The following is an 11,589-nucleotide window of genomic DNA, read 5'->3' on the forward strand; positions in this document are numbered from 1 at the left end:
AGTTCGCTGAGCTCGCCTCTTAAACCCACTGCCGCAGCGCGATATTGTAATCCAACCAAAACTTCGCAACACAACCGGCTCAGGGAGATCATGCTGGGGTGTTCTGGGTGGAAGCCGATATGTCGGCTGAAACCTAGAGCCCGGTCACGAGCCGACAGGTTCGGGATTTGCTAATGCGAAGTCACTCACCGACTGGAACATACCCTCGACGGCGCTTTTGCTTTTCGAGGTTTTGGAGCGCGTCGGCAGCCTCGGCTTCGTCATCATATGTCACCATCATGGCTTGCCCATTTGTGCCAATGCGCCCCCAGGTACGAAACACAGAAACTTCCCCAAACAGTGTCGGCTGCAATTCAATTCCATAAAACCGCGCCATGTTGACGTCCGGGTCCACGTGTATGAGGTGGACAGGTGTGGTGTCTGTCTGCTCCATAGCCCGATTATCCATTGGCGCCGCTCTTCTGTCCAATGACATTACAAGATCAATTCTTCGGAAAGGATTCTGACCCTGAATGGAGCTGGCATCGAATAAATCCGCTATTATTATCGCACCCTCCTGACCAATGTGTAAGAATAAGGATTGGCCATGCTTCGTCTTTTGCTATTTACGTTTGTGATAGGTCTTGCCGCCAACGCGAGTATGGCGCAGACGCCGCCTTCGGTTGGTGAGGTCTCGCATTACGACGGTCTCTTCGCAGCCGCTCACACCGGCAACGAAGAAATGATCCGGCAGCTCGTTGCGGCGGGGGCAAACGTCAACGCGCGGGACTCGCGAGGCCGCACGCCAGCCCATGTGGCAGCCTTTGCTTCAGAGGACGAGGCGTTGCGCGCGCTAGCCGAGGCCAGTGCTGACATGAACGCGCTAGAAGGTCAGGACTACGACGTGGTCACGATTGCGGCCGTTGCAAATGATCCAGAATTGATGACGCTCGCAATCGAGTTAGGCAATGATCCGGGCCTGACGACCAGCCCTTATGAAGGAACGGCGCTGATAGCGGCCGCGCATCTCGGGCATGTCGAGATTGTCCGACGGCTGATCGCCGCTGGCGCGCCTCTGGACCATGTGAACAATCTGAACTGGACAGCAGTTATCGAAGCCGTTGTGCTTGGTGACGGCGGCCCGGATCATCTTGCGGTTCTGGATGCGTTGTTGGCGGCAGGTGCTGACCGATCGCTTGCCGATCGTAACGGAACTACGCCACTCGAACACGCCGAACTACGCGGGTTTGCTGAGATGGTAGAGCGGTTAAGAAAAAGGGATTGAGACTAATCCAGCAGGCTGAAGTGGTGAGTTTCACTTGAAATGCGCCAATGGCAGCTTGGATATGACCGACCTCAGATCAAGGTCTTCTCGTGGTAGGGTGGTGATAAGGATGAATACATCTCACGGATAACCACAAAATGAACAAGATCGAAAAAAGTAAACAGGACTGCCACAGTGCACTCGTTTTCACGCGGCGTGGCTTTCTTGCTGTGTCAGGTTTTAGCGCACTGACGGTTGGAATGAGCAGCTCCGTCGCGGGTCAAACTTCCACGAGAGCGGACAACGCGATACCTCAACCAAGTGATCCCAACGATGCCACATTCATGGAGCGCGCTTTCGAGATGCGTCAGTATGCAATTGACCATGGAGATCAGGGGTATGGTGCAGTTGTGGTGCGCGACAATGTTATCATTGGCCAATCATGGAGCAGGGTCATCTTGGATCAAGACCCCACGGGTCACGCTGAAGTGGCCGCAATCAGGGACGCGGCGCGCCGTCTCAAAAACCGAGATTTGAGCAGAGCGGTCATGTACTCATCTTCCAGGCCATGTCCCATGTGTGAAGCCGCGGCTTTCTGGGCCGGGGTCCGTCACATGTTCTATGGCCGGGAAATCAGGAGCGCAGGTTCTCCGAAACTTTGCGGTTAGATAGGTTGTCAGCCACCAGCGAAGTTTCATTTTGGCTTCGCATCCCGCGTTGGGAAATCTCGGCCCACAGCTGCCGTCTGACCGCAGTCGCCGTCGCTGCACTGCGGCCCGTCAAACGAGACATTCGCTGCAAACGCGAAATCGAGCATTCGGTGAACTGGAAGTCTGCGGACGGAGCGGGCATTTGCTGCGGTCTCACCACTGTCCGCTCACGACTCTGATAGAGTGCCTTCGGGTTATGATTGCTGAACGCCCTCTGGTCTAGGCATTCTGCCCAGATTGAACATGCGCTGCGGTGCGCCTAGGCTTTCCCCATGATCAGAACGACTATCTGTATGGCAATATGCCTTTGCTTCGCGTTCTTGGCTTTCTCTGCCTCCGCCCAGCCGATGCGAGTTGAGGTATCGGAGCCGGATTCCGGGCGCATGCTGGATGCTTGGCTTGTTCTGCCGGATGGCGATGAAACGGTGCCCGCTGTCGTCTTCTTACACGGATGCAGCGGACTGACCTTTTCAGGATCACCGCTGGCCACCTACAGCGCCTGGTCAGCGATATTGAAAGACGCCGGATACGCTGTCTTGATGGTAGACAGCGCCGCGTCTCGCGGTTTTCGCGGAACCTGCGGGCCAGGGTCTGAGCGTGCCACGATGTATCGAGAGCGCCCGAGAGATGCTTATGCAGGTTTGGAATACCTGCAAGGCTTGCCACGCATTGCGCCGGATAGGGTTTTCCTGATCGGTTGGTCGCAGGGCGGAGGTGTCGCGTTGCTCACCATGAACACCGAAAGTATCGGGCGGCCTCTCCCATCACCACAGCATGACTTTCGGGATGCGGTTGCGTTTTATCCGGGCAAGTGTTCGGCCGAGTTTCTGCACGCTCCCTACACGAGTGTTGAGCCGGGAACCTGGAGCACGATTGCACCCATGCTCATACTCCACGGCGGCCGAGACAATTGGACACCCGCAGCCCCCTGTCAGGCATTTGTCGATGAATTGCAAACGCGGGGAGAGCTTGTTGAGATCATCGTCTATCCGGATGCAGTCCATTCCTTCGATGCGCCGAATCTGCCGCTCCGACCCCGACAAGATGTCCTAACCTCAAGAGGGGAAGCTCCATTGGTCGGAACTGATCCCGAGGCTCGGGTCGCAGCGAAAGAGGCTGTCTTGGCATTCCTCGCCGACCATTCGTAGGTCAGAAAGCCGACCTTCGCGCGCATTGCAGCATTCGAGAGGTCGGGGGCTCTGAGCGGACCCACGGCGGCGCTGCGGCGGCCACCTGCCTCTTTCAACAGCCGCCGTTGCTGGCGGCCCATAGCGGACCTCCGACCGACCCTGAAGTTGCTGCGTTGCGGCTCGACAGACCGGCCATTCGCTGCGATTGAAAACTGGGATCGAAGTCGGCCTCGGGTTAGACGTCGTATCTGCGTCAGTCAGGCACCTTATGATGCCTAATTTTCCAAGTCGCAGCGTTCTGAAGCTATCCACCCGTCGCCAGTTTCGCGTACCCGTCCCTCGTTTGCGGTGTTTTAATGCCCAATAGCCTACCTGCGATCTGTGTTTTCAGGATCTGCGCAGTTCCACCTCCGATAGTGAACATACGCACGTCGCGATACATGCGCTCGATCGGCTCCTGCGCACCGTATCCACGCGCCCCAAATATCTGCAAGGAGTCGTTCACGACTTTGATCGCCTGTTCAGACGCAAAGTACTTTGCCCGCGCTGCCATCGTCATATCGGGAAACCCAGTCGAACCAAGGGTTCCAGCGGCTTCGTGCAGCATCAGACGGGACGCATGGACCGCCGTATCCATGTCTGCAAGCATCCACTGCAGACCCTGAAACTCCTGCAACGGGCGGCCGAACTGATGACGCTCGCGCAGGTATCTTTTCGAATGCTCCAGCGCACCGGCTGCAATTCCCATGGCTACCGTTCCGGCCCCGACGCGCTGGCTGTTGTAGGCGGTCATCAGATCCGCAAAACCACGTTTTATGCCCGATGGCGTTATCAGAGCGAAACGCGCGTCAACTTCCAGATCGGTAAAACGAAGCTCAGTTTCGGGCATTCCGCACAGCCCCATGGTCCGTTCGCGACCGACCACATCGAACCCTTTGGGGGCGATACCGTTTTCGGGATCGTAGTGAACCAGAAAACCGGTGATCCCCAGATCGGCTCCGTCTTCATCGAGAACACGCGCAAAAATCAGGTAGAGCTTCGAAACGCCGCCACCAGTGATCCAGTGTTTGCAGCCGTTGATCAAGTAATTCCCGCCAACACGCCGGGCCGTTGTCTGCATCTCGGTCGCCGCGCTGCCGGAGTTAGGTTCAGTTATGCAGATTGCAGGCTTGTCCCCCGACAGGACCAGCGGGGCCACAAAGTCTCGTTGCTCATCTGTGCCATAAGCCATGATTGCGCTGATGCCGCCCATATTGGCCTCAACGACGATCCTGGCACTCAACGCGCACGCTTTAGCGATTTCTTCAACGGCCAAAACCACGTCTAGGTATGAGGCGCCGAGCCCTCCGAACCTGGGCGGGATTGTCATGCCCATAAGTCCGGCATCGGTCAGTTCACGTACGTTTTCCCAGCAATAGGTGCGAGTTTCGTCCCAGTGACCGGCCCGGTCCGCAAATCCAGGAACCAGTTCACGGGCGATTTCCTGATACGTCTTTGTTCCCTGATCAAGCATTGGGTCATCCTCTCTACTCACAATTATGTGAGAGCACGCATGTTATTTTCAATCGAATTTACTTTGCCTTTAAATTAAGTTTTATTGAACTTATGCAGATTTCAGCTTTTGAAACACTGGTTGCGATTGCGCAGCACAGCTCATTTTCTCGAACCGCAGAAGTGCGCAACATGACACTGTCTGCTGTCAGCATGCAGATGAAATCGCTGGAAGAAGAGCTTGGCACAGCGTTGTTTGATCGCCGGTATCGGCCGCCCAAACTGACGCCACTCGGAGTGAGGGTTGCTCAGGACGCCAAGACAATAGTTGATGCCTACTCAGTTCTGAAATCAAGATGTGTGCCTACCGATCAACTGACCGGAACGTACCGGGTCGGGTTTGTCCCCTCTGCTGCTGCTCGCATTCTGCCCCTGTTTCTTGGAACGGCTGAACAGCGGGCTCCAAAAACAATGTTGAGCACCAGCACCGGATTGTCAGAGACTTTGTGCGAGCAGGTCCGAAACGGTCAATTGGATGCAGCAATCGTAACTGAAATCGCAGATGCGACATTTGATCTTTGCTGTGAAACGTTGATCCGTGAGGAAATGGTGATCGCGGCACCGCTGGACAGCCAGGTAAAAGGACTAACCGGACTTTCCGGATCACACCCTTTTTTACATTTCATCCCATCGTCTGGCATCGGCAAGCTGATCGCCCAGTACCGCGATCAGATGCAATTGAAGTCGAAGGAAGTGATTATCCTTGATAGTATCGAAGCCATCGTAAACTGCGTCAAAAACGGCATCGGATACGCGCTTTTACCAAAAACAGACGTATTGCGGTATGGCGCTGAACAGGTTCTTGTCCTGCCGTGTAAGCCGCAGCCGTTGTTTCGCAACATCTCACTGGTGACACGCGAAGACGCCCTGACTGAAATATGGCGCCCAAAGCTGAAGACACTGCTTGAGGCCAGCATAACCGGTCTGGAAAACGCGGAAGTTTAAGTTGCTCAATCCGTTTGGCTCATCGCCCGCAACACCCGAACAAGAGACCTGCAGATGACATAAGCCAGATGTTTGCCCTAATCTGACACAAGGCGCGGCCATGAGTGCTGCGTAGACATATCGTCGGAATTGTTACGCCGAGGGTTGGTTTAATGCAGGAGCTTCAGGTCCAGTCAGTCCGTTCCCGTTGGCGGGTATTCCTGTCGCTATTGTCCGGCCCGATACTGTTTTTCCTCATTCGTTCGTTTGATCCACCGCCCGGAATGTCCGAGGCGGGCTGGACGTTGCTGGCCTTGCTGGCGTGGATGGTTGCATGGTGGCTTAGCGAGGCGATACCCCTAGCCGCCACTGCCTTACTGCCGGTTGTCGTCATGCCTCTCGCCGGAGTTGCCGAGATTGGTACAGTCACTCAGGCCTACGGCCATCCCCTCATTTTCCTGTTTCTGGGTGGGTTCATGCTGGCCATGGCGATCGAAGCTGTCGGCCTTCATCGGCGCATTGCGCTTGCAATCGTTTCAAGGGCCGGTACAGGGCCACGCAATCTGACCCTGGGCTTCATGATTGCCACTGCATTCCTTTCGATGTGGATCACGAATACGGCCGCAACAATCATGATGTATGCCGTTGCACTGTCTGTCATCGATTTCATTAAAAGCAAAGTTGAGGCCTCGGATGAACTGCGTCGGTTTTCTGTCGGCCTTATGCTGGCCGTGGCCTACAGCGCATCGATTGGAGGAATGGCCACGTTAATCGGATCACCCGTCAATGCTTTGCTGGCGACAATCATATCCGGCGAATACGGCATTACGGTCGAGTTCGTCGACTGGCTGATGATCGGTCTTCCGGTGACATTGGTCATGTTGTTCATCGCCTGGGCATTATTGAGCTTTGTCTTGTTTCGGTGCGACGGCCTGGCGGATAACGACCTTGCCGACGCGGTTCGCATTGAACGGGAACGGCTTCCGCCGATGGGCCGCGCAGAGAAGACCGTCGCGGCTGTCTTTGTTCTGGCCGCAACCGGTTGGATTTTCGGAGACCAAATTACGCATTTCACCGGATTGCCGATCTCGGATACCGGCGTAGCGTTGATCACAGCTTTGTTGCTTTTCGCGACCCCGGTGAACGCAGATATGACGAAATTCGCGCTGGATTGGGAAACCGCTGTGAGATTGCCATGGAACGTATTGATCCTGATCGGCGGTGGGCTTGCTGTGGCTTTGGCGTTTCAGATCACAGGGCTCGCAGATTGGATCGGAGAACAGGTTTCAGCAATTGACATCACGGTTTTCGCTATGGTGTTTCTGGTGGTTGCGATGATGGTCTTTCTGACCGAGATCATGTCAAATCCAGCCTCGGCCGCAACGATACTTCCGGTGGTTTCTGCCGTTGCTGTCGGGTTCGATTGGAGCCCGCTTTTATTGGCAGTGCCGGCCGCGCTTGCCGCCAATATGTCTTTCATGATGCCAGTTGCAACGGCGCCAAATGCGATCGTGTTTTCGAACCCTGATCTTAAAATCACCGATATGGCGCGGGCAGGGTTTTGGCTCAATTTGTGCGGCATTGCCCTGTGCACTCTAGCGGTCAACTTCGTCTATCAACCCATTTTTGATTGGTAGTAACTCAGGAAAACACGGCCCAGAGCGGCCTCTCGGCACGGCCATTATGCTGTGGTCGCGCCCGCTTTCCCGACATTCACCGCGAGTACGAAATCGATGGCCTGCTGAACTCACAGCCGTCATTCGCCCGTGAGTTTTGTCGTCGCGAACTCTGCAATCCTCTCAACTGTTCCATCTGAAAACTAGCCAGAAGAAAATTCGCCGAAAGGGTCTGCGCAGGAAATTGACTATCGATGAAATCCTTAACCATACAAAGCCCATTGCCTTTGCGCCTGCAGGTCTAACGGTTGATCCCGTCGGCCCGCGTAAGCACGCTGTAAAGCGGAGAGCGTATTCGACAAAATGTCGCTCGGGTTGTTCGTTTTCGTAAGGTCGCGTGACGAGACTGCATCTGGGAAAACACGCCGCTTGCAAACTGCAGACGGCGTGCTCTCCCTAAACGATTAGGTATTCGCGTTTCAATAGCCTACGGTAAAGGCGGCGCGTAAAAACTTGGCCGATTGAGCCTCATCGACAATTGCCACAGCAAAATCTTCCATGGAAATTTTTGAATTACCGGCGTCATCGACAATCAGGTTATCTGTGTCGGTTCTGAAGACACCCAGGCGCTCACCGGGCTGCAATAATGCGGATGGGCTGGCATAGGTCCAGTTTGCCGAGGCATCGGATGAACAGAGTTCCCACTGTGCCATGGATGCACGCGCGGTTGGAACAATGCTCTCGGGCAGAAAGTCGGGATCTGTCAAGACGGTGTGTGGGCTACCATCGGGTAGATGCAGACGCGCGGCACCGCCGACAATGATCACCCGAAGATCGGCAATGGATGCGGCGTCCAGAATGGAACGAGTCAGAGCAACGACTTCGCCCTCACGCCCGGCTGGTGCGCGCACAGCGCTTACGGCCAGATCCTGACCAGCCATGGCCGCGGCCAAAGCCGCAGGGTCCGCAACATCCGCAACAATCGGCTTGGTGCCTTTGGGCAGGTTTTCGATCCCTGCCTCGTTTCGAACTGCCGCGGTAACGTCATGGCCACGCGAGATCGCCTCAGTCACGACACGAGAACCGACGTCGCCAGTTGCACCAAATACGACAAGTTTCATGAGCATTCTCCTTTTGGATTGAGGTGTGAATGGGCAGTTTCTGAAAGAACAGGAGGGCTGATACGCCCGGCACGTTGCCCAAGCCAGATTGCCGTGAGCACCACTCCGGCTCCGGCGATCTGGGTGGGCGTCAGAGCCTGGCCAAGAAGCATCCAGCCAATAACGACTGCGGAAAGCGGGCTGAGAAAACCAAGGGCTGAAACGGCGCCGGGCTCGATCCGGGAAACACCTCGGAACCATAAGATGTATGTCAGCGCAGCCCCGATCAGAGTGAGATAGGCGATTCCGGTGAAAGTTTGCGAATTCAACGGCGGAAGCGCAGGCTCAAACAGATATGCCAGCGGCATCAGCAACAGCCCCCCTGCCGAAAGCTGCCAGGCCGCCAAGGTCAAAAGGGGCACAGGGGCTTGCCACTTTCGGGTCAGAACTGTGCCAGCTCCCATGGAGACTGCGCCGCCGATACCTGCGAGTAACCCAATCGGATCAAGTGAAACCCCCGAACCAAGAACAAGAAGTCCAACCCCAAAGATACCGATCAGAGCCGCGATCACCGCAGATACCTTGACCGTCGTACCAATCAGCATCGCAGCCAGGAACACGACAATCAAAGGCTGAACCGCCCCAACCGTTGCGGCTACACCACCAGGCAGCCGGTACGCCGCCACAAATAGCAATGTCCAGAACACGGTGAAATTGAGCGCACCAAGAACGAAAGCGCGTATCCACCAGATACCCTGCGGCAGTTGCCGGGCCAGAACGAGCAATAGCAGGCCAGCAGGCAGCGCACGCAGGGCAGCCATTGTGATTGGATACCCAGCAGGAAGGAATTCAGTCGTAACGTAATACGTGCTGCCCCAGACCAGCGGCGCGATGGCAGTGAGCGCGATGTCGACATGATGTTTCATGAGGGATCTCCATATATCTTGACATCAAGATATCTTGTATTCTCTTGACGTCAAGATAAGTTTTCGCAATATGCTTCTATGGACCACATCGATCGTATCATTTCTCAATGGAACAAAGCCCGCCCCGACCTCGATGTGGGACCGATGGAAACGATTGGGCGTCTTTCCCGCCTGGCGGCTCAGCTCAGAAAAGAGATGGACAAAACCTGGAAGGTCTACGGGCTCAACCTCGCCAGCTTTGATGTACTGGCGACCCTGCGCAGGTCCGGAAAGCCTGAAGGCCTGTCGCCGGGGGAATTGCTTGACCTGACCATGGTGACATCGGGGACAATGACCAACCGAATTGACCAGCTCGTCAAGGCCGGCTTGGTCGAGCGCGCGCCAAATCCGGAAGACAAACGCGGCTTCTTGATCCGATTGACGAGGGACGGGTTCTCAAAAATCGAAAATGCCGTCTCAGATCACGTTGAAACACAACATCGGCTTATGAACGGTTTATCGCCCGAGCAGCGCGATAACTTGAATGGACTGCTTAAAGCACTGGGCGAGGCGGTTGACGAAGATACGAAATAAATACTGATAAATTAAGCGTCTCCCAAGAAACCATCACATTTTCAGAACATGGCGCCCCTTGGAAACAGGGCACCTGCAGTCGAGTAAAGCATTCGCGAAACACTTGTGAACTTTGCGCAACTCGATTGATATATAACTGTCCACCCTACGCAATAAAAACTGATTTGTTGCGCACCCATGTCACAAACTCCACGCCTGCCGCGTCCTGTTTCTATACACCCGAATACAGGAGCACCTCATGCAATCCCGCCTCAACCACTTCGCCGTTGCCCCGCAACTGATGCAGCCAATGCTCGACATGGAGGAATGCCTCAAAACATCCGGCCTTGAGCACAGTCTAATCGAACTGGTAAAATTGCGCGTGTCGCAGATCAACGGCTGCGCTTTCTGCATTCACATGCACACCCATGACGCGCGTGCGCAGGGTGAGAGTGAAGACAGGCTTCACTTACTGAACGCGTGGCGAGAGTCGTCTCTTTATTCCGGGCGTGAACGCGCCGCTCTTGCCTGGGCCGAAACGCTGACCCGCATCGAGCAGAATGGTGCACCGGATCACATCTATAAAGAGATGGCCGTTCAGTTTTCAGATCAGGAAAAGATCGCCCTGACGCTGGTTGTGACAACGATCAATGCCTGGAACCGCATTGCTATTGGTTTTGCAACGCCACATCCTGCCGCCAAGGAGGCCTCGGCCGCATGAGTCATATGATTTCACCCGTCAACGAACAGACATTTGTCGATCTGCGACCGCGCTTGTTCGCGGTCGCCTATCGAATGCTGGGCACCGTTGGCGACGCGGAGGATGTGGTACAGGACGCATTTTTACGTTGGCAGAAGGTTGATCATGCCAGTGTGCGGGACGCGACGGGGTTTCTGATCCGAACCGTTACGCGGTTATGTTTGGATCACATGCGGGCCGCGCGTATTCGACGCGAAACATATCCCGGCGAGTGGTTGCCGGAACCACTGATCACAGATGATGCCACCGAGCGACTGGACCGTGACGTCTCAGTGGCACTCCTACTGGCGCTGGAGCGGTTGACACCTCTCGAGCGGGCAGCATTTCTGCTCCACGATGTGTTCGAGCAATCATATGACGAGCTGGCATCGGCACTGGAACGCACACCTGAATCCTGCCGCCAGCTTGTCAGCCGAGCGCGGAAACATGTGCAGCACAGCAAACCTCGAACACAGGTTGAGCCGCAACAAGGCGAAGCCATCGCCAAGGCATTTTTCATGGCCGCCAAAAGCGGCGACACCGACGTTCTTACCAAATTGCTTGCGCAAGACGTAAGATTTGTTTCGGATGGCGGCGGCAAAGTGCTGGCGACACTCAATCCGATTTTGGGACGAGACAAGGTGATGCGGCTATTGTCTGGGCTGGCGCGTAAATACTCCGATCAACCTGTCCAGCAATGGCAATTCTGTCGCCTGAACAATCTGCCATCGATCCTCAGCCATGAAGCGAGCGGCCTTTTGCAAACGATGTCGTTGGAGATCGAATACGACGTGATTACCGCTGTTTACGTTGTTCGCAATCCGGAAAAGACTCGTCATCTGTCGTTCGACGAACACACGCCCATTAGTGGCGGCCTATCTGACTAGGATGACAACATACGGAGAAAACACCGGCCCATTCCGGACACTGAGCACCCAGGCAAGATTCTGCGGTCGCAGCCCGCTTTGCGGTCATTCGCTGCAAGCGCAAAATCTGGTCTGGTTCGAATTCACAGATCGCAGGACTAAGCCGCCACTCGCCGCACCGTCCACTAAGAAGCGCTCCGCGAACTTTGCGGACCCTGGAACAGCCTTTGAC

Annotated in this window: 12 protein-coding genes; 8 read left to right on the forward strand and 4 right to left on the reverse strand. The window is 55.4% G+C overall.

From position 1 onward, the window contains the following. Positions 1 to 181 precede the first annotated feature (181 nt). Positions 182 to 448 (reverse strand): WGR domain-containing protein, encoded by a 267-nt coding sequence (locus AC2FI9_RS22310; protein WP_496737934.1) that lies wholly within the window; start codon positions 446 to 448, stop codon positions 182 to 184. Positions 449 to 586: 138 nt separating this feature from the next. Here AC2FI9_RS22310 and AC2FI9_RS22315 point away from each other — a divergent pair, with 138 nt between their 5' ends. From AC2FI9_RS22315 to AC2FI9_RS22325, 3 genes are all read left to right on the forward strand, one after another. Further along, on the forward strand, positions 587 to 1,264 hold the full coding sequence (locus tag AC2FI9_RS22315) for an ankyrin repeat domain-containing protein (protein ID WP_496770885.1): 678 nt from the start codon (positions 587 to 589) through the stop codon (positions 1,262 to 1,264). Between the two features lie 239 nt (positions 1,265 to 1,503). Next, a complete protein-coding gene (locus tag AC2FI9_RS22320) occupies positions 1,504 to 1,911 on the forward strand; it encodes a nucleoside deaminase (protein ID WP_496737936.1) in 408 nt (135 codons plus the stop codon). Positions 1,912 to 2,336: 425 nt separating this feature from the next. Continuing rightward, on the forward strand, positions 2,337 to 3,101 hold the full coding sequence (locus tag AC2FI9_RS22325; protein ID WP_496770887.1) for a dienelactone hydrolase family protein: 765 nt from the start codon (positions 2,337 to 2,339) through the stop codon (positions 3,099 to 3,101). Between the two features lie 286 nt (positions 3,102 to 3,387). On the opposite strand, the gene acdA is transcribed toward AC2FI9_RS22325, so the two are convergent. Beyond that, a complete protein-coding gene (gene acdA / locus AC2FI9_RS22330; RefSeq protein ID WP_496770889.1) occupies positions 3,388 to 4,596 on the reverse strand; it encodes a 3-sulfinopropanoyl-CoA desulfinase in 1,209 nt (402 codons plus the stop codon). A 92-nt stretch (positions 4,597 to 4,688) separates the two neighbouring features. Between acdA and AC2FI9_RS22335 the strand changes: the two genes are divergently transcribed. Both AC2FI9_RS22335 and AC2FI9_RS22340 read left to right on the forward strand, forming a co-directional pair. Continuing rightward, positions 4,689 to 5,579 carry a LysR family transcriptional regulator gene (locus tag AC2FI9_RS22335; protein WP_496770891.1) on the forward strand — a complete coding sequence of 297 codons (891 nt, stop codon included), beginning with the start codon at positions 4,689 to 4,691 and terminating at the stop codon, positions 5,577 to 5,579. A 152-nt stretch (positions 5,580 to 5,731) separates the two neighbouring features. Beyond that, positions 5,732 to 7,195: an SLC13 family permease gene (locus tag AC2FI9_RS22340; RefSeq protein ID WP_496770893.1), complete on the forward strand. Its 1,464-nt coding sequence runs from the start codon at positions 5,732 to 5,734 to the stop codon at positions 7,193 to 7,195. Positions 7,196 to 7,653: 458 nt separating this feature from the next. Here the strand turns inward: AC2FI9_RS22340 and AC2FI9_RS22345 are convergent, their stop codons facing one another. Both AC2FI9_RS22345 and AC2FI9_RS22350 read right to left on the reverse strand, forming a co-directional pair. Further along, positions 7,654 to 8,295 (reverse strand): NAD(P)-dependent oxidoreductase, encoded by a 642-nt coding sequence (locus AC2FI9_RS22345; RefSeq protein ID WP_496770895.1) that lies wholly within the window; start codon positions 8,293 to 8,295, stop codon positions 7,654 to 7,656. After that, positions 8,292 to 9,200 (reverse strand): EamA family transporter, encoded by a 909-nt coding sequence (locus AC2FI9_RS22350; protein WP_496770899.1) that lies wholly within the window; start codon positions 9,198 to 9,200, stop codon positions 8,292 to 8,294. Before AC2FI9_RS22350 ends, AC2FI9_RS22345 begins: the two co-directional genes overlap by 4 nt. Before the next feature lie 78 nt (positions 9,201 to 9,278). Here AC2FI9_RS22350 and AC2FI9_RS22355 point away from each other — a divergent pair, with 78 nt between their 5' ends. The 3 genes from AC2FI9_RS22355 to AC2FI9_RS22365 all read left to right on the forward strand — a co-directional run bounded on the left by AC2FI9_RS22355 (position 9,279) and on the right by AC2FI9_RS22365 (position 11,378). Continuing rightward, the gene (locus AC2FI9_RS22355; protein ID WP_170592557.1) at positions 9,279 to 9,773 is read left to right on the forward strand and encodes a MarR family winged helix-turn-helix transcriptional regulator; all 495 of its coding nucleotides are present in this window, start codon (positions 9,279 to 9,281) and stop codon (positions 9,771 to 9,773) included. 238 nt (positions 9,774 to 10,011) lie between these two features. Then, positions 10,012 to 10,473, forward strand: coding sequence for a carboxymuconolactone decarboxylase family protein (locus AC2FI9_RS22360; protein WP_170592554.1), 462 nt, complete (start codon positions 10,012 to 10,014; stop codon positions 10,471 to 10,473). Continuing rightward, entirely contained in the window at positions 10,470 to 11,378 is a 909-nt protein-coding gene (locus tag AC2FI9_RS22365; protein WP_496770902.1) for a sigma-70 family RNA polymerase sigma factor, read from the forward strand. The genes AC2FI9_RS22360 and AC2FI9_RS22365 overlap by 4 nt, the downstream gene beginning before the upstream one ends. Positions 11,379 to 11,589 lie beyond the last annotated feature (211 nt).

The sequence above is a fragment of the Ruegeria sp. CDSA246 genome, from assembly GCF_059611225.1.